Source organism: Helicobacter sp. T3_23-1059 (assembly GCF_053654515.1).
This window is the reverse complement of the sequence record NZ_JBSIUV010000001.1, coordinates 56,825-74,292: the sequence shown is the minus strand read 5'-3', so window position 1 is coordinate 74,292 and position 17,468 is coordinate 56,825. Positions and strand designations below refer to the sequence as shown.

General features: G+C 37.1%; 16 protein-coding genes and 1 pseudogene. 5 read left to right on the top strand and 12 right to left on the bottom strand.

Annotated elements, in window-relative coordinates; genetic code table 11:
• Positions 1-203 precede the first annotated feature (203 nt).
• The 4 genes from ACWIX0_RS00370 to ACWIX0_RS00355 all read right to left on the bottom strand — a co-directional run bounded on the left by ACWIX0_RS00370 (position 204) and on the right by ACWIX0_RS00355 (position 2,967).
• Positions 204-455 carry a hypothetical protein gene (locus ACWIX0_RS00370; protein WP_454170954.1) on the bottom strand — a complete coding sequence of 84 codons (252 nt, stop codon included), beginning with the start codon at positions 453-455 and terminating at the stop codon, positions 204-206.
• Between the two features lie 128 nt (positions 456-583).
• The gene (locus tag ACWIX0_RS00365) at positions 584-1,591 is read right to left on the bottom strand and encodes a riboflavin kinase (RefSeq protein WP_454170952.1); all 1,008 of its coding nucleotides are present in this window, start codon (positions 1,589-1,591) and stop codon (positions 584-586) included.
• Positions 1,560-2,396, bottom strand: coding sequence for a TlyA family RNA methyltransferase (locus tag ACWIX0_RS00360; protein WP_454170951.1), 837 nt, complete (start codon positions 2,394-2,396; stop codon positions 1,560-1,562). The genes ACWIX0_RS00365 and ACWIX0_RS00360 overlap by 32 nt, the downstream gene beginning before the upstream one ends.
• 22 nt (positions 2,397-2,418) lie before the next feature.
• Positions 2,419-2,967: a hypothetical protein gene (locus ACWIX0_RS00355; protein WP_454170950.1), complete on the bottom strand. Its 549-nt coding sequence runs from the start codon at positions 2,965-2,967 to the stop codon at positions 2,419-2,421.
• A gap of 212 nt (positions 2,968-3,179) precedes the next feature.
• Between ACWIX0_RS00355 and ACWIX0_RS00350 the strand changes: the two genes are divergently transcribed.
• From ACWIX0_RS00350 to ACWIX0_RS00335, 4 genes are all read left to right on the top strand, one after another.
• The gene (locus ACWIX0_RS00350; RefSeq protein WP_454170949.1) at positions 3,180-4,169 is read left to right on the top strand and encodes an aspartate carbamoyltransferase catalytic subunit; all 990 of its coding nucleotides are present in this window, start codon (positions 3,180-3,182) and stop codon (positions 4,167-4,169) included.
• Positions 4,153-5,487, top strand: a complete 1,335-nt coding sequence (locus ACWIX0_RS00345; protein WP_454170947.1) for a homoserine dehydrogenase — start codon at positions 4,153-4,155, stop codon at positions 5,485-5,487. Before ACWIX0_RS00350 ends, ACWIX0_RS00345 begins: the two co-directional genes overlap by 17 nt.
• Positions 5,488-5,650: 163 nt before the next feature.
• On the top strand, positions 5,651-6,550 hold the full coding sequence (locus ACWIX0_RS00340) for a BspA family leucine-rich repeat surface protein (RefSeq protein WP_454170945.1): 900 nt from the start codon (positions 5,651-5,653) through the stop codon (positions 6,548-6,550).
• Positions 6,551-6,616: 66 nt separating this feature from the next.
• On the top strand, positions 6,617-7,942 hold the full coding sequence (locus tag ACWIX0_RS00335; protein ID WP_454170943.1) for a ComEC/Rec2 family competence protein: 1,326 nt from the start codon (positions 6,617-6,619) through the stop codon (positions 7,940-7,942).
• Between the two features lie 43 nt (positions 7,943-7,985).
• Here ACWIX0_RS00335 and ACWIX0_RS00330 read toward each other — a convergent pair whose 3' ends face one another.
• The 5 genes from ACWIX0_RS00330 to rpmE form a co-directional block, all read right to left on the bottom strand.
• Positions 7,986-8,804 carry a hypothetical protein gene (locus ACWIX0_RS00330; protein WP_454170941.1) on the bottom strand — a complete coding sequence of 273 codons (819 nt, stop codon included), beginning with the start codon at positions 8,802-8,804 and terminating at the stop codon, positions 7,986-7,988.
• Between the two features lie 140 nt (positions 8,805-8,944).
• Positions 8,945-10,264, bottom strand: coding sequence for a hypothetical protein (locus tag ACWIX0_RS00325; RefSeq protein WP_454170939.1), 1,320 nt, complete (start codon positions 10,262-10,264; stop codon positions 8,945-8,947).
• 11 nt (positions 10,265-10,275) lie between these two features.
• On the bottom strand, positions 10,276-10,995 hold the full coding sequence (rlmB, locus tag ACWIX0_RS00320) for a 23S rRNA (guanosine(2251)-2'-O)-methyltransferase RlmB (RefSeq protein ID WP_454171064.1): 720 nt from the start codon (positions 10,993-10,995) through the stop codon (positions 10,276-10,278).
• A gap of 321 nt (positions 10,996-11,316) precedes the next feature.
• Positions 11,317-12,261, bottom strand: a complete 945-nt coding sequence (rsmI, locus tag ACWIX0_RS00315; protein WP_454170937.1) for a 16S rRNA (cytidine(1402)-2'-O)-methyltransferase — start codon at positions 12,259-12,261, stop codon at positions 11,317-11,319.
• 32 nt (positions 12,262-12,293) lie between these two features.
• Positions 12,294-12,497 carry a 50S ribosomal protein L31 gene (rpmE, locus tag ACWIX0_RS00310; RefSeq protein WP_023928028.1) on the bottom strand — a complete coding sequence of 68 codons (204 nt, stop codon included), beginning with the start codon at positions 12,495-12,497 and terminating at the stop codon, positions 12,294-12,296.
• 362 nt (positions 12,498-12,859) lie between these two features.
• On the opposite strand from rpmE, the gene ACWIX0_RS00305 reads away from it, so the two are divergent.
• Entirely contained in the window at positions 12,860-13,015 is a 156-nt protein-coding gene (locus ACWIX0_RS00305; RefSeq protein ID WP_454170935.1) for a hypothetical protein, read from the top strand.
• 180 nt (positions 13,016-13,195) lie between these two features.
• On the opposite strand, the pseudogene ACWIX0_RS00300 reads toward ACWIX0_RS00305, so the two are convergent.
• From ACWIX0_RS00300 to pyrC, 3 genes and pseudogenes are all read right to left on the bottom strand, one after another.
• A pseudogene (locus tag ACWIX0_RS00300) lies at positions 13,196-13,899 on the bottom strand (IS1595 family transposase).
• A 176-nt stretch (positions 13,900-14,075) separates the two neighbouring features.
• Complete coding sequence (locus ACWIX0_RS00295; protein ID WP_454170934.1) at positions 14,076-16,184, bottom strand: motility associated factor glycosyltransferase family protein; 2,109 nt, start codon at positions 16,182-16,184, stop codon at positions 14,076-14,078.
• A 28-nt stretch (positions 16,185-16,212) separates the two neighbouring features.
• Entirely contained in the window at positions 16,213-17,403 is a 1,191-nt protein-coding gene (gene pyrC, locus ACWIX0_RS00290; protein ID WP_454170932.1) for a dihydroorotase, read from the bottom strand.
• Between the last annotated feature and the right edge of the window lie 65 nt (positions 17,404-17,468).

Below are 17,468 nucleotides of genomic sequence, written 5' to 3'. Positions count from 1 at the left end.
CGCAAAAATTTCGCTTTCAATATTTGGGCTTGTGGAGATATATTTGCCGATACCTCCACCCCGAAATGCTAGATAAAAATCATCAGGCGTATTTTGGAGTTTGAATTTTAGCGGGGATTTGCCAAAGAAGTTGCCTAAATCTTTATAAATTCGCGTGGTAGTTTTGCGCCAAATGGTAATGCCAAAGATTTTGTAGTGCGTTTTTATTGTGTAGAGTAGCGATTTAGTGCTATTTCCCCCCCCCCTATTTGTGCGCTAAATTCGGTGGCATTTGTGAGAGTGCGAATCTTTACAAAAAGCGGGAGAGAAAGAGCGTAGCGCGTGATTTTTTCGCGTGAATTTATTGCAAATCCATTTGAGTCAAAAATCTGCCCTTTGCGCTTTTTGCGAATGCCAAGTGCCTTTTTTACCGCGATTTCAAGCGGTTGAAATGTGCGTTTGAATGTGTTTTTCATTGTCTGTCCTTTTAAGGTGAGATTTAAAAAACAAAATTGTAGCATAAAATTTTTGATTACTTTTTGCAAATCTATGGCAAATCCAAAATCTATTATTTTAGATTTTTGCAAAGTTTTTTAGCACCTCTTTAGCATTTCTTTAGCACCTCTTTGGCGTTGCAAATGTCTTGTTTGATTTGGGATTTTAGCAGGGGTAGCGAGTCAAAATGGCGATTTTCCCTTAGCTTTTTTATAAACTCTACTTCTACCATAAAATCCTCCACCATAAAACCCCTAAAATCCCCAAAACTAGATTCCAAAACGCCTCCAAAATCCGCAGAATCTGTCACATTGCTAGAATCTACAAAATCCTTAAAATCCCCCAAAATGTGTGTTTCAATAGAAAAATTCCCATCAGTGCTAAGCCTAGTCCCTATAAAGCTCACAGAATCTAGCCCATTTGTGCGCGTAGCATACACGCCATTTGCAGGCAAGATATAGCCATTTACTTGCAGATTTATCGTGGGGAAAATCTCTTTTTTGCCTATACCCTGCCCACTTATGATATTGCCTTTTATTTTATATTTCCACCCTAGCATTGTATTTGCCACTAGCATATCCCCGTGCATTATCAAATCTTTTACTACGCTAGAGTGCAGTGGCACGCCATTTTGAGATACTTTTGGGATTATGATAACCTCTCTTTTTTTGTATTTTTTGCTTTTGTTATGTTTGTTTTGAAAAATCTCACGCAAATCCTCCGCTCCAAATAAACGATTTTTACCAAACGCAAAATCATAGCCAACGATAATTTGCTCTAAATTTGGCAATAGATTTTGCAAAAATGCCACAAAATCTACCCCGCTAAAATCCCGCACAGATTCTAAATCTAGCCTAAAAGCCTGCAGTCTAGAATCAATTTTTGCTATTTTTTCAAATCTATCTTGCAACGAAGTCAAAAACTCGCTTGAATGCGTATCTATAATGATAATCGCGCAATGTTTGTGGCTAGATTTTGCTCCGATTTCTCCCGCACTCAAAGCAGAATCTAAAAGCGCGTTTATGAGGCTTTGGTGTCCTAAATGCAATCCATCAAATTTCCCAATCGCAACACTTGAAATCGTATTATTTTTTGGTATAGATAAAAAATTCTTCATTTCCCTCTTTTCCTTTGATATGAGATTTTGAAATGTTTATGATACAAAATCCTTTTTGCTCTAGTTTTTGACTAAATCGCGCTAGATTTTGCTTGATTGTGTCATTTTCGTTGCTTTGAAGTAGCACGCCTTTTTTATTGCGTTTTGCCTCTTTGCCTACTTCAAATTGTGGCTTATATAGCAATATCATTTCATCGCTTAGCATTTCTAATGAATGCAAAATCTTATCTAGCTTTATAAAGCTGACATCACATACTAGCAAGTCAAATGGCTTAGATTGCGTGCTAAAATCTTGCAAACTTGTTTTTGTTAGATTTTGCAAATCTTGAAAATCTGTATTTTGTAGATTGTGCGCACTCAAATCATTTGTGCAAGATTTTGCATTGTATCGCGTTGCAAAATCCCTTATATCGCAGTTTTCAAAGCATTGTATGCGTGGATTTTGCCTTAGTTTATTATGGAGTTGGTTACTACCTACATCTACGCAACATATTGCCTCAAATCCAAAATCTAACAAAACCTCGCTAAATCCACCTCTAGACGCCCCCACATCAATGGCTTTTTTGCCATTGCCAAAATCACTACTAAACCCCAAATCTACCAAAAATCCTTTTAGTTTTAATGCCGAGCGCGAAACATAGATTTTATCATCGCTTAGAGAGATATTTGCATTTTCCCCCACTTCAAAAGATGGTTTTATGATAGTAGCAAAATCCACACTGACAAACCCCGCTTTTATCGCTTCACTAGCCTTTTGCCTGCTATCAACATAGCCGTTTTTTACTAGCGCAATATCTAGCCTCATTGTTAGCAGATTCCATTATGCGTTATATAATCGAAAAAGGCAAGATATAAAAACTAAAATCTAGCGCGTAAGATTCATCATCGACAATCATTTGCAAAGAAATATTTTTTTCATCAATATTGCTAGATTTATCAAATGCTACTAAGTAGCATTGCGACCATTTATTTAGCGGGCTAATGATTTCATCAAACTCATCTTTGGAAAATTCTTTTATGTAGTTTGGAGCGTGCTTATTGCCCTGTTTATCGATGAGAGAAAACGAAAATCTAGCTAGATTTATTTGTCTATGATTTGCATCGGTAATCTCTACAAAAAAATACATTAAATTTGGATAAAACGAATGTTCTATATCGTTTAGAAAAGTCGCAAAAACCATTGTTTCTACTTGATTGTCTTTGATGATTTGGACACTTCTTGTTGCTTGGATTTTTTTTTCTTCTAAGGTTTGTGGAGCAAATGGGCGCAAAAAATAAGTCGAACAAGAAGTGAAAAAAAATGACGCAAAAAACATAGCAATAAACAAAAGATTTTGAGATAAAAAAACTCGGATTTGGGATAGCAAAAAGCGCATAGATTCTCCTAATCATCTTAAAATTTTTAGATTTTCTTTTTTATTTTATTGTTTATGTAAATGCCCTTAGATTTTATTATTTGCTAAAAATAAGCTAAAATTATAGCCACACTTGCAAAATAAATAAACCAAATCCATTTTTGTATCCCATAAAAACAAACCAAAACAACCAAATCACACAAAAACTTGCACCAAAATCTTTAAGGAAAACAATGCAAAACGCAGATACACGACACCTTATCCAAACAAATGATTTAAGCAAAGATGAAGTAGAGCATATTTTGACAAAGGCTAAGGGATTTTTGCCATTTTTGGATTCTAATCTAAGAACAAATACGCAAGAATCTAGCAAGAAAAATAACGAAACAAAAGGGCAAATCAAACAAAGTTTATTTGGCAAAAATATCATTACGATTTTTTTTGAAAACTCCACGCGCACGCTTAGTAGCTTTGAATGCGCGATAAAAAATCTAGGCGGAGCGGTTACAAGGCTAGATGTCTCGCGCTCCTCCACCACAAAAGGCGAAACCATAAGCGACACGGCTGCAAATCTAAATGCGATGAGCCCTGATGCAATCATTATCCGTCATCAAAGCTCTGGTGCGCCTGTGCATCTAAAAAAATCCGTATCTTGCCCAATCATAAATGGTGGCGATGGCGCACACGCCCACCCAACGCAAGCTTTGCTAGACTTGCTAACCCTAAAACAATGCTTTAGCGACAAACTAGAGGGCAAAAAAATCGGCATAGTAGGCGATATAAAATCCTCTCGCGTAGCAAATAGCAATATCGAGCTTTTAAGTCGATATGGCGTGGATTTGACACTGATTGCCCCGCCTCATTTTCTAGGAAATCATCGCTTAAAAAGCACACACAATCTAAAAGAGGCATTAAAAGATTTAGACGCTATCATCTCGCTACGCACGCAAACGGAGCGACATAGTAAGCAAAATTATGGCTCTTTGAGAGATTATGCGCATAATTTTTGCCTAACGCGAAATCTAATCGGCGATAAAAACATAGTCATAATGCACCCCGGACCCGTGCATCATAATATTGACATAGAAGATGAATTGCTAAAAGATTCTCGGTGCAAAGTCTTGCAACAAGTGCGAAATGGCGTGGCGGTGCGAATGGCAGTAATGGAATTTTTTATATTAGAGCGAAATAACCTAAAGGGAAATAATGCAAAAACAGCTTAAAATCGGGCTTATAGGCGTAGGCGTAGTCGGCGGTGCAGTTGCTAAAATCTTGCAACAAAATAAAAAAATCATCACTGCTCGCACGGGCGTAGAAATCGTAATCAAAAAAGGAATCGTTAAAAATTTATCCAAGCACAAAGACGCGACAATCCCACTAAGTGATAATGCTGATGAAGTCCTGTATGATAATGAAATCGATGTCATAGTCGAGCTAATGGGGGGAGTGCAAGACGCCTATAATATCGCAAAAATCGCCCTAAGCCAACACAAAGCGTTTGTAACAGCAAATAAAGCAATGCTAGCATATCATCGCTACGAGCTAGAACAGCTAGCAAAAACGCCAATCGGCTTTGAAGCAAGCGTATGCGGTGGAATCCCTATCATAAAGGCATTAAAAGATGGGCTAAGCGCAAATCATATCTTAGCCATTCGCGGAATCCTAAATGGCACAAGCAACTACATATTAAGCAAAATGTGCAATGAGGGCTGGGATTTTACACGCGCACTAAAGCAGGCACAAAATCTAGGCTATGCCGAAGCAGACCCCACACTTGATATAAATGGCACAGATGCGGCACATAAACTTTTGATTTTAGCTAGCCTTGCTTATGGGATAGATTCTCGCCCTGAAGAGATTTTAATCGAAGGCATAGAAAATCTAGCAAAAGAAGATATTGAGTTTGCACGGGAGTTTGGCTATACCATAAAGCTACTTGGCATAGCAAAAAAGCGCGGAGAGCAAATCGAGCTTAGAATCCACCCTGCGATGATAAAATCACAAATGCTTTTAGCAAAAGTCGATGGCGTGATGAATGCCATATCCGTAGTGGGCGATAGTGTGGGAGAGAGCGTGTATTATGGTGCGGGGGCAGGAGGGGAAGCGACTGCTAGCTCGGTGATAAGTGATTTGATCGAAATAGCGCGAGGCAAAATCGCACAGGGAAATAGCGGCAATATGCTAGGATTTCATACTTCACAACCCCTTAGCATAATCCCAAAAGAGCAAATACAAAGCAGCTATTATATGCGGATTTTAGCTATCGACACTTATGGCGTGCTAGAAAAAATCGCCTCTGTGCTAAGTCGCAACCATATTTCTATAAGCACTTTTTTACAAAAGCCAAGCGAGTGTGGCGAAGATATTGCAAATGCGGACTTTGACAATCAAAATGTAAAAAATGACATAAACCAAAAAGCCAAAATCTTGCTATCCACTCACACCACCACAGAATCCGCTATCCAAAACGCCATAATCAAGCTAGAAGCCCTAGAAGTTGTGCTATCTAAGCCTATTATTATACGAATAGAGGAGGCATAAGCGTAAAATTCTGCTACAATGATAAACGCTATAACAAACGCGACACCAAATCAACGACACACTCTCATCAAAGCATAAAAATTTATTTTTGTGGCATTTTTAGCATTATGCTAGATTTTGGCTTTTTAGATTTTAGCAAATCGCAATCTTATAAGGAATAGCAATGCAGGCTATAAACATTACTCACACTCCCCGCAATTACTACAAAAGCATTACAAAAACTGCGTTTATCACAAAATCTATGACTTCTTTGTGTTGGCTTTTTTGTTTATTTTTTGTCGCTGTGTGTATGAGTGGCTGTGGCAAGATGACGGGGCTTGATTTTGAAAAATTTGATGAATTAGTAAGGCAAGATGCAAAAAAGCCAAAACATAAGCAAAAAGTGTCTTTTAAAAAGATTAGAGACAACCACATAGGAAATAAACCTAGAAAAAAAGTAAAAACACAATGGAAACCAAAAACTAAAGAAGTTGATTTGCGTGAATTTACTTTCACTTCTTCTTATGCCAATCCCACTACCAATGAAGAAAATGAAATGTTGCTAAACCCTCTATCTCAAGCAGGCAGTTTTACCCTCCCTCAAGGGCTTAGCCCATACGATGCAGATGTCATAGAAGATGAAATGTTGCCTTTCCCGCTAGAGCAAAAAAAGCCTAGAAAATATCAGCCAACCTCCCATAGTGAGCTAGTCTCACTCGTGCAAAATCAAAGCATAAAACTTAGCCAAATCGATACAAGCAAAATCACAGATATGGGATATTTGTTTGCTTGCAATGAAGCGTTTTTGTCTTGTAGGGAGGATTTTAGGGGGATTGAGGATTGGGATACAAGCAGGGTAGTAGATATGCAATCAATGTTTGAAGGCAATGAGTTTTTTAACGCGGATATTAGCGATTGGAATGTTTCAAAAGTCCGCAATATTTCCAAAATGTTTCACAATGCCAAAAAATTTAACAAAACCCTTAGCAGTTGGGGTAATAAACTCCGCAGAAATATCCAAAAAGATTTGGTATTTGTAGGCACAAAACTAGAATCAAACCCGCCAAAATGGTATCGTAGATAATCATTTTGCCACATTTATTCATTTTAGATTCTATCATTTATCGCATAAAAGGCATTGCCCGCGTCTATGACAAAAAAAGCAAGATTTTCCCCTTATCAAATCCCCCTGCTAGATGGCACAAAACAATGGTGTATCGCCATAGCTTTGCTTAGCCTACTTTGCATAGCAAAAATCGCGTATGAATACCACAAATACAGCACCCTACCTTTTGAAAATCCAGCAGAGATACAAGCCCAAGTCCTGCTCCAATACCAAAAAACAAAAGAAAATAAGCCAGATAAACCCTACACCGTGATGAAGCTAGAATCAGATGGGCATATTTTTTATATTACCTCCAAAGAAAATCTAAAAGACTTGCAAGGGCGATTTATCCGCGTATATGGCAAGCTAAACAATAAGCCAAACACCAAGACGCAATGCAGTTTTGTAGAATATTTTAAGAGTTGTTTTTTTATTGCGTTTAGCATTTCGCTAATGCCTAAAAAAGAATTTAGCGCACCGCTAAAGCAATATTTTGCAAATCAGCACGATAGCCAAATCCACGCAAGCCTTTTTAGTGCGCTTTTTTTTGCGGATTCTTTGCATAAACAATGGCGAGAAGTGGCAAATCGTTTGGGATTAGCCCATATTATCGCTATTAGCGGATTTCATTTGGGTGTGTTAAGTGCATTTTTGTTTGCTATTTTTGCGCCTTTTTATCGCCTAGCTCAACGCAGATTTTTTAGCTATCGCAATGAATTATACGACTTAGGTGCGATAATTTTGTTTTTTATGTGTGCGTATTTAGTCTTGCTAGATTTTACTCCGTCTTTTTTGCGCGCGCTTGTTATGGGGGGTTTGGGATTTTTACTACTTTTTTGGGGGTTAGAAATATTAAATTTCAAACTTTTAGCATTAGTTGGGTGCATTTGTATCGCATTTTTTCCTAGCGCAGCGTTTAATATAGGCTTTATTTTATCAATGGCAGGCGTATTTTATATATTTTTGTTTGTCAAATATTTTCCCAAATTTCAAAGTAGATTTTATGTTTTGTGGTATTGGGTGGCGTTTAATGTGGCAGTGTTTTTTAGCATTACACCATTGGTGCATTATTTTTTCCCGTATTTTTCGCCTTATCAGTTTGTTAGCATTCCTGTTAGTTTGGCATTTGTGGTGTTTTTTCCGTTGGCTATTTTTTTGCATATTTTTGGATTTGGCGGGATAGCTGATAAATGGCTAGATATGGTGATAAATTTGGAGATTCCAAGTATTGATTATTATCTATCTTTGCCACTCACACTTGCCTATGTGGCACTAAGCCTTAGCGCGATTTTTTCTAGAAAATGCTATGTCGCGCTCCTTATTAGCGCGTTTATTTTTTGGGGATATTTACTATTTAGATTTTTTTCTTAAAATCCACAAAATCTAATAAAACAAAATCAAAAATCTATAAAATCTAAAATGAAAACGCAATGTCGATTTGCTTTATCATCGCTGGATTTTGTGCATCGGTTATCATCACAAACGCAGTTTTGTTGTCAATCTTTAGATTTAGCCTTGTTTGTGGGGATTTAGCAACTACAAGGTTGATAATCTCCAAATTTTTATCATAGCATACCACGCGGGGAATCCACCTACCATTTGCATTGATGATGAGCGTGCCTTTTGAAATCGTATTTAGCCAATACTGCCCGCTTACTTCACGCAGGCTAAGCGTATTTCCCACGCTTATAGGCTTTGCATTAAAAAGCTGTGGATTTGTCGCGCTTATGTGGTATTCCCATTCATTTATAGATAGTCTTTTCATTTCATTTAAGCGAAAACCTCTCCTTTGTAGCTCGCCTATCAAAATCATAGGATCCAAAGCGTGCTCGGTGATGAGCGAAAACTCTATCATAGACATATTTTTTGCTTTGGCGGATTTTGAAGTGATAAAAAATGAATAGCCAATGGAGGATAAAACATTATTTAGCGTATAGCTTAGTAGCACGGGCGAAGTCTCAGAGATAAATCTCGCTCTTAGCTCTAAAGGTGTGGGAAATTTTAACTGTAATAGCCCATTATCTTTTAGCTCTTTTAGTAGCAGTGCGATATTTACGCGCTCACTCCCTGCGCTAGAGATGATAAAGCGGGCTTTGTTTTGGAATATTTTGTTTATGAAGTTTTTGTTTTGGTTGTAGGATTGTTCGCCTATGATTTCTTGGACTTTGTCATCGACTATATCAGCTACACTTACGGTTAAAGATAGTAAAAAACAACATAAAATCTTTTTCATCTTTTGCCTTTTTGAAGTTTGTTGTAAGGCGTCTTAGCATTTACCAAAATCTAAAAGCAAAATCTTATAACTCATAAATAAGATTTTGCTAGATTTTGTGGATTTGGGCTAAAAACGCTATAAAAATCTATGTATCAAAACTATCTTGCTTGATCAGATAGTCGTTTATAAGTTACATTATCTATGCGTCTAAAACCGCTTCCTGGCTCATAGATAAAATACAGCGGAATATCAAGTCTTGGGACTTCGACAACTGCGCCATTCATACTTAGGCTAAAGTTACTATGTCCAAATGCAAGTAACCATTTGTGATTATCATCTTTGTCAATGGAATAAGTATCGCTTGTAACGCCTTGATATTTGCGTCTATTAGTATCCAAATCCACAATATCAAACCATAGCATATTTTCAGCTTTGATTACCATTTTACCCGCGATTTGTGGAGCTTGAGATTGCGCGTTTGTCGTGGATTGTGTGGGTTGCAAGGATTGGAGCTGGCTTTGTGTGGATATATCATTTACAAGATTTTGTTGGGCGTTGCTATCTTGCGTGTTAGATTCTATATTTTGCTCGCTAGTTTGCGTATCGCTTGGGTTTTCTTCTTTTATTTCTTGCATTCCCTCGCTTTGTATCATATCGCCCTCTTGGCTTTGTGATTGTTCATTATAGTTTGGCTTAGTGATGTCTTCTGGTAGCCCAAAATCATAATTTGATTCGTTTTTTGCCTCATTTTTGCTAGATAGATTTTGGTAAATAAGATATATCAGCACCGCAATAATCGTGCAAACAATCGTAAGGTAAAATCTTTGCTTAGAAATGGCTTCTTTCTTGCGTGTGTCAATGCTATCATATCGCCTTTTTTGCGTATCAAAACTTACTTCATTTTGGATTGTTTTTTTGGATTTTTGAGATTTTGGCTTTTTTGACTCGCTAGATTCTAGTTTGCTAGATTTTGGCTCTTGACTTTCTTTTTCATCTTGCTTTTGTGGCTCATCAATGCTAAGTCGCAAATCAATTTGTGGAATCTCTTTTTTGGGAGTTTCTTGCTGTGCTTTAGACTCGCTAGCACCTACTCCAAAATCAAAAGAAGTATCTATGTTAGGCTCTTTTTGGCTTGTTTGTTTGGTGTTAGATTCTTGTGTGGAGTGCGGTGCTTGTCGTGGTGTTTGCGAGGTAGAAGTATTTGTGAGATTTTGGGTGTCATATTGTGATTCTTGCGTGTTGTCAGTGCTATATTGTATCCCGCCATTTTCGTGGAAATTATCATAGGCTTGCAACACGCTTGATAAATCCAACTTATATTCGCGCTCTAAAATCTGCAAAAATCCCACCAAATGAACGCGCTTAAAATTTGAAAAATTCTGCTCAAAAATATCTTTTAAGCGAGAGTTTGAAATCCTTGTCTGCTTAGAAATTTCTTTAAGTCCTATTTGTTGTAGTTTTTGGATATTGTTATCCATTCTAACTCCTTTTAATGTAGTAAATATGATATAAGAATTCCCGCTGCTACGCTTACATTTAGCGAGTCAAAACTACGGTGCATTTTTATGCTTAGAATTTTATCAAATTTTTTTGTTATTTTTCCGCATAATCCACTTGCTTCACCACCAAGAAATAACGCCCATTTGTTATTTGCTAAATGTTGTGCGTTTGTGATGTTTTCGCCTTTTGTTCCACTACCATAGATAGCAAATCCAGCCTCTTTTAGCTCATTTATGATACTAAGCGCGCTAGAGACTATGCAAAAAGGCATACTAAGTGCCGCGCCAGCTGAAGAGCGCAAAATGGTGGATAATTTTTGAGCATTTTTTGTTGCGTTTTTTTTATCATCTATATCTAAAAAATTATCCGCTAATATAATCCCATCTACGCCTAAAGCATAGCCACTACGAAAAATCGAGCCGATATTTCCCATATCATTTAGCCCACAAAGCACAAGGATTTTATCAAAGGCTTTGATTTGTTTTAGGCTAAGAATGCGTGGTGGATAAATACTAGCTAAAAATCCCTGATGATTCCCACCACGCGCTAGAGCTTGGGCTTTTTTGTTGTCGATTTTTATGATAGGTTTATGAGTAGATTTTAGTTTGGCAAACATTGCTTTATCGACTTCTTTTGAAAGATAGATTTGCTCGATTTTATCAGCGTGATGGGCAATGGCAAAAAGCAAAATCTGCTTGCCATAAATGATAAGGGATTCTCTAGGGTGGCTAGAATCTTTTTGGCTAGAATCGTCTTTTTTAAAATCATTTTGGTTAAAATGATTTTGGCTAGCATTTTTTTTGCTAATTTTTGTTTGGCTATTTTTTTTGTGGGTAGAATCATTTTTGGCAAAATCTTTATTAAAATATGGGCTAGATTTTTTGATAATTGTTTTGATAGTTTTTTGGGTGGCTTTTTTTGTGGATTCTTTGGTGTTTTCTTTGCTAGTTGCGGGATTTGTCGTTGGCATTTTAAATGTTCCTTTTATTTTTCGTTTTGCGTTTTATTGTGTTTTGCTTTTTGCGTATTTTTAGATTTTGTTTTTAAGATTTTGCTTTTTTATGAGATTTGAGTAGATTTCTTTGGTGTCTTTGCCCGTGAGGCTTGAAAGCATTTTAGCTTTGATTTTGGGGGGTATCTCTAGGGCGATAATATCATTTTGACTTAGTTTTAAATACTCGCTTGGATTTTGGCTAGGCTCTAAAATAACCACCCATTCGCCCTGCAAGATTTTATCATCATAATTTTTGGTAGATTTTTGCTTTGTGGTATTTTTACTAAGCATAGATAAAATCTCATCTGCGCTTCCTAAAAAATGCCGTTGATAGATTTTGCTAATCTCTTTTATGGCAAACACTCGTGTAGCAGGCAAAATCCTAGCTATGTCATTTAGCGTATCTAAGATTCTATGCGGGGATTCATACCAAATAATTGGCATTGTTGCGTTGGCACATTCTTGGAGTTTGTGCGCTCGCTCTTTTGGCTTGTGTGGCAAAAATCCACCAAAAACAAACCCCTGAAACGCAAATCCACTAAAACAAAACGCCACGCTTAGCGCACAGCCACCCACAAGCACATCATAGCACAAATTATGCTCTTGCATATATTGGATAAGCAATGCCCCAGGATCGCAGATACTAGGCATACCTGCATCGCTTATATACGCTACTTCTTTAGCAAAAAAATCTGGCGTAAGTGTGGAGATGAAATCTTTTTGGTTATGAGAATGCAGGGAAATAAATCGTTTTGAATTAGGATTTAGCGTAGGGGGAGAATCGCTAGAATCTAGCGTGCCACAAAAAATCTCACAAAGCAAGCGAGAATCCCTCTCAAATCTCTCAAAAAGATTCTTTAGGAGGCTTTTTGCCACTCGCGTATCTTCACACAAGATAACTTGCGCAGTGGCTAAATGCTCTAAACTCCTAAGGGTAATGTCTTTTAGATTCCCTAACGGAGTGGGGATAAATCTAAGCACTAAAATCTAGCTTTAATCAAATATCACAAACGCTATTTCATATTGTATTTTTGGCGGAATTTTTCTACTCGCCCTGTGGTGTCGGCGATTTTATCACTTCCTGTATAGAAAGGGTGGCAAAAGCTAGAAATATCTATGCGGATTTCAGGCTTTGTGCTTAGCACTTCGATTTGCTTACCGCTTGTTACGCAAGTTACTTTGCAGGGGACATACTCTGGGTGGATACCTTTTTTCATTTGACTACCTTTTTGTTAAGTTTTTTTAAAAGATAAAAGCCACGATTTTAGCAAAACTATCATAAAAAAAAGTTTAATTTATGCAAAAATCATAGTAACTTGTTTTGATTGTCATTGCTAGGCTTTTTGATTTTTTTTTGGCTCAATCCAACTTAATCCCACATAAAGGAGTCTTAAGTTATGATTGTTTCGATTGCGCCGATGAAAAACAAGTATATTGCTACACATAAAAACCTTTGCAAGAATTTAAGAGGCTAAGAGAATCAAAAACAAGATAGATTTAAAAAAAGATTCTTAAATATGTTTCTACTTCGCTTATGTTCTTAACTTTTGTAAGAAGTCTTGATATTGAGGCTTCTAAAATGTCAAAATTAAGCAACATTTCTCGTCAAAGTGTCAATAAAATCTTTAAGCAAATCCGCATTTTAATCGCCAAAGAATGTGAGAAAACTTCTAAAATGCAAGGCGAAATTGAAGTTGATGAAAGCAATCTTTTGATTATAGATTTTGGGTGCTAAAATAGTAAGAGGCAAAAGAGGGCGAGTAGCTGGCAAAAAAACTTCTGTATTTTTTGCTTTATTTTGCTTGCAACTGCAAGCAAAAGGTATGTGAAAACGAAATAATTGTGTTTATACTCAAATTGTAAAGCATTGCTCTGCAGATGAACTTTTGCCTATAATACAGAATTTAAGCAAGACTCAAGACAACTTAAGCGATTGATTTTTTATCATTTTTGTGCCAAGATTTTATACAAATCTTGCTGTTTAATTTGAGTATTATACCTAAATTCTGTTTCTTTTAAATGAAGCAAAAAATTCTCTTTTTTGATTCCTTTAATTTAGCTAATCTATGCTTTGCATAGCCACTTTTGCTTGCAGTTGCAAGCATTAGCGAAGCAAAAACATTTTCAATACCATTTATGTGCTTTCTACCTAAAGCAAACTCATTTTTTGAGTGTTTGACTCGATAATGTGCCTTTGCACCGAAATCTACTAATCCATCATAAGCCCCCCAACAATCACTATAAAATTCTGTTTCATTCATATTGCTTAAATCCCTTATTATAGGCAACAGCTCATCTGCAGAGCAATGTTTTACAATTTGAGTATAAACACAATTATTTCGTTTTAGCATACCAAATACGGGTGTTTTTTTACCTGCTCCCCTGCCTCTTTTGCCTCTCACTCTTTTAGCACCCAAAATCTATATCAAAAGGTTGCTTTCATCAACTTCAATTTCGCCTTGCATTTTAGAAGTTTTCTCACATTCTTTGGCGATTAAAATGCGGATTTGATTGATTATTGACACTTTGACGAGAAATGTTGCTTAATTTTGCAATTTTAACAGCTTCAATATCAAGACTTCTTGCAAAGTTAAGAGTGTAAGCGAAGTAGAAACATATTTAAGAATCTTTTTTTAAATCTCTCTTGTGTTTGATTCTCTTAGCCTCTTAAATTCTTGCAAAGTTTTTTTATTGTGTGGTGATATACTTGTTTTTCATCGTGTGTATCATAACTTAAAGCTACTTTATTAAGGCTAAAAGTTAATTATAAATCCAATCTAAGGCGGACTATAAGGCTAATCGCTAGGTAAATCTAGCGTTTTCACTCCTGCGTTTTGAATGATTGCTAAATCGCTTTTTTGCCACTGCCCTAGCCCACGCTTCACAGATTCTATCACACATTCTATCCCGCCTGCTAGCGAAAAAAGCCAATATTTATGATAATAAAGCCACTCTAGTTGCTTTGCTTTTAACCCCTCTTCGTCTTTTGTGTATGTGGCGACTACTTTTGCTATGTCTAGCTCTTGATGAAATATATAAGACTGAATGGCGTCTAAAAAATAGTTGGTAAATTTTACCTCGCTAAATAGGGATTTTATCCCCTCGATTTGTTCGCTTATCTTGCCTAGCTTATCAAAATCTATTTTTTCTAACTGCCCTTTTTTGTTTAGATTTTCTACCCTCTCTAGCTCTTTTACCAACCGCAAAAACACAGCTTCGATTTTCTTTTTTTGATTTTTGCCATATTTGATGATGTCTAGGCATTTTTTGTAAGCCAAAATGATATTTTTTTCGCTCATTTTTTGACTTGGGGTTGCTAAATTTATCGCAGATTTTGGGGTGGAATTAGATTTTATCATCTCGCAGACTTTAGCAAAAGGAATCTCTTTTGTGCCATTTATACGCGCTCCACCCTCTGTGGAATTTATCACTTCCATTTCTTTTGTGCGGGCTATGTCTTTTTCAAAAAAATGCAAAAATAGCTTCCAAACTTTGCTAGTTTCTACCTCGCCTCCACCGCCGTATTTGGGTATCATTATGCCCTGTTGTTTGTATTGTTTTTCTTTTGTGCCATAGATTGCATCTTGTGAATGTGTCCGTCCATCTTGTCCAAAAGCCAAATCCTGCCCGATAAACACACATCGCTTAAACTTCGCACACATTGCGATTTCATACGCCATATTTGCAGCACTCATTCCTATGCCTAGATAGCCATATTCGTGGAATCCAAAAAGGCTTGTATAACCAAACGGACGGAAACTAAATTGTTTTACTCCCTTTGTTATGGCGTTTTTGGTGTCATTATGCACGATAGAAGTAAGGCAAAAAATCACGCCCTCTTGCGCTTCCTTTGGCGTATCTGTGTAAAATTTTGCACTCTCTTTCACGCGCTCTAGGCTTATGACAATATCTGGTTTGATTCCGTGTTTATGCAGTATGGGGAAGCTCGCATCGATACAAAGCAATGTCGCATAAGGTGCGATAGATTTTAGCAAAGGAAGTTGCTTATGCAAGCTAGGTCCTGTGGAAATGATAATAGCAGTGTCCCTACCCTTTAGCGCGCGATATAGCTCATCGACATTTGGCGAGCGCAAAGAATCTGGCAAGTTGATAATATGGTGCAAAATGCCTATGAGAGAATCTTGCGCATCATTTCCTACGCTTACTACGGCTTGCTCTATGGCTTTGATAAAATAGCCATTGATACGCAAAATATCATCTTGATATTTTTCATAATAGTTGCAAGATAGCAACAAATCATAAGTTTTGACAAAGATTCTAGCGTATTTGTTGCTATCAAAAAGGGAATCTATACGAATATAATTTACCTGCGGAGAGTGGATAATCACTAGCTTTTGTGCTTGCAACTCGCTTGAAAAATCAAGCAAATTTAGCACGATAAAAATAATCTCTAATTCTGGCTCAAAAACAACTATGCGCTGTCGTTGCTCATTAAAAAGTAGCTTTAAAAGCACGCCATTGCCAAGTCCATACATATACAAAAATGGGTAGTAAGAATACCCCACTAAGTCGGTATTTTTTTGCATTATTTCATCTATGGGTTTGGAGAGATACATTGGCGTTGGGATTTTAGAGATTAGATTTTGCGGAGTTTGGTTTTGGGAATGTAGATGTTGGTTGATTTTGTCATTTTGATTTTTAGCAAACACTTTTAGATTTTGGGCTAGATTTTGGTTATTTTTGGTTTTGTTATTTGGAGTAGCGTTATCGGGGATATTTTTGGGCGTATTCTCCCCCTTGTCGATGATATTATAATTTGCAGGGTCGCTATCCATAAACACTTCATATTTTTCGTTTGGCTTGCAGTTTGTAAGCGCGTAAAAAAGTGCGGGGTCTATTTGACTTAAGATAGAGAGGTTTTTTGCAAACACATTATCTTTCATTCGCGTGCCTTGTTAGATTTTGACTTGTTTAGATTTTAGGATTTTGGATTTTGATTTTGCGGACTTGCCATTTGATTTGCTCCCCTGCGCGAAATGGTATCACGCAATCTTTTGCAAAATCTTGCAAAAAATCTTTGCTATCAAAATCCACATTATCATTTACTCTCTCGCTTATGCTTTCACTTATACGCACCGCGTTTGGGATAGCAGATTTTGCCCTCTCTAGCGTGATACATTTGCGTGGCAAATGCGTAAAATGTGATTCTAGCCCATAGATTTTCATCGCATTGTCGCTCACAAATGCTTGCAAGTTTTTTAGCGCGTTGCGAGAATCAAAAAATTCTGCTAATTGTGCCAAAAGATTTGGTGCGCTAAAAATCCCCGCTGCGCCTTGCGTGAGTTTGGCTTGCAAACTATGCGGGGCAGAATCAGAGCCAAAGCTAACTTTAGGATTTGCGCTTAGCGCGTAGCGTGCTAAAGCCTCTCTATCGACTACGCGCTTTAGCACAGGTTTGCAAAAATAATGAGGCTGCAAAGTGCCTCCCAAAAGCGCGTTTATATCTAGCGTGATATGGTGCATAGTGAGTGTCGCAAAAATATTGCTAAACTCATCTAAAAGTGGCAATGAACGATGATCGCTAAGATGCTCAATGATGATTTTTAATCTAGGAAAATGCGAAGCAATATAGGCAAAAATCTCTCCAAACTCATATTCGCGCTCCAATGCCTCTCCTGCGCTCTCCCCGTGGATACAAAGGATAAATCCAAAATCCTGTGCCACGCTAAAAATATCTAGCATTTGTTTGCTTAAAATAGATTTTACGCCCCTCTCACTCCCCGTAGTCGCACCTTTTGGATAAAGTTTTAAAATCCTAAATTCTGCTTTATTGCCCTTTTTATCGGTATTTTTTGCGCATTTTTCTAGCTCATTTGGGCTAAGATTTTGCGTGATATATAGGGCTAAAAGTGGGGAAAAATTTTGAAAAGATTTGCATAAATCTTGCGAGGTGTTAGGATTTTTAGCTAGTGATTCTAGCGCGTCTAAAATCCGCTTTTTATAAAAAATCGCGGATTTTAGGCTATCTATGGGGGGATTTAGATTTGGCATTATCACAGCTCCCACAAACTCACTCGCGCTAAATCCAAGAACAGATTTTAACATCGCTCCATCACGCAAATGCAAGTGCATATCAAGTGGATTTGTAAGTGTGAGATGCATACATTTTCCTTATTTGTGGCTTTATGCGTTGTCGCAATGATAATGTGAAAAACACAAAATCTTGC

Bases quoted from the DNA above. Each gene is read 5' to 3' on its own strand.
- ACWIX0_RS00370 (WP_454170954.1), bottom strand. From the start codon at position 455: ATGAAAAACACATTCAAACGCACATTTCAACCGCTTGAAATCGCGGTA.
- ACWIX0_RS00365 (WP_454170952.1), bottom strand. From the start codon at position 1,591: ATGAAGAATTTTTTATCTATACCAAAAAATAATACGATTTCAAGTGTT.
- ACWIX0_RS00360 (WP_454170951.1), bottom strand. From the start codon at position 2,396: ATGAGGCTAGATATTGCGCTAGTAAAAAACGGCTATGTTGATAGCAGG.
- ACWIX0_RS00355 (WP_454170950.1), bottom strand. From the start codon at position 2,967: ATGCGCTTTTTGCTATCCCAAATCCGAGTTTTTTTATCTCAAAATCTT.
- ACWIX0_RS00350 (WP_454170949.1), top strand. From the start codon at position 3,180: ATGCAAAACGCAGATACACGACACCTTATCCAAACAAATGATTTAAGC.
- ACWIX0_RS00345 (WP_454170947.1), top strand. From the start codon at position 4,153: ATGCAAAAACAGCTTAAAATCGGGCTTATAGGCGTAGGCGTAGTCGGC.
- ACWIX0_RS00340 (WP_454170945.1), top strand. From the start codon at position 5,651: ATGCAGGCTATAAACATTACTCACACTCCCCGCAATTACTACAAAAGC.
- ACWIX0_RS00335 (WP_454170943.1), top strand. From the start codon at position 6,617: ATGACAAAAAAAGCAAGATTTTCCCCTTATCAAATCCCCCTGCTAGAT.
- ACWIX0_RS00330 (WP_454170941.1), bottom strand. From the start codon at position 8,804: ATGAAAAAGATTTTATGTTGTTTTTTACTATCTTTAACCGTAAGTGTA.
- ACWIX0_RS00325 (WP_454170939.1), bottom strand. From the start codon at position 10,264: ATGGATAACAATATCCAAAAACTACAACAAATAGGACTTAAAGAAATT.
- rpmE (WP_023928028.1), bottom strand. From the start codon at position 12,497: ATGAAAAAAGGTATCCACCCAGAGTATGTCCCCTGCAAAGTAACTTGC.
- ACWIX0_RS00305 (WP_454170935.1), top strand. From the start codon at position 12,860: ATGTCAAAATTAAGCAACATTTCTCGTCAAAGTGTCAATAAAATCTTT.
- ACWIX0_RS00295 (WP_454170934.1), bottom strand. From the start codon at position 16,184: ATGAAAGATAATGTGTTTGCAAAAAACCTCTCTATCTTAAGTCAAATA.
- pyrC (WP_454170932.1), bottom strand. From the start codon at position 17,403: ATGCATCTCACACTTACAAATCCACTTGATATGCACTTGCATTTGCGT.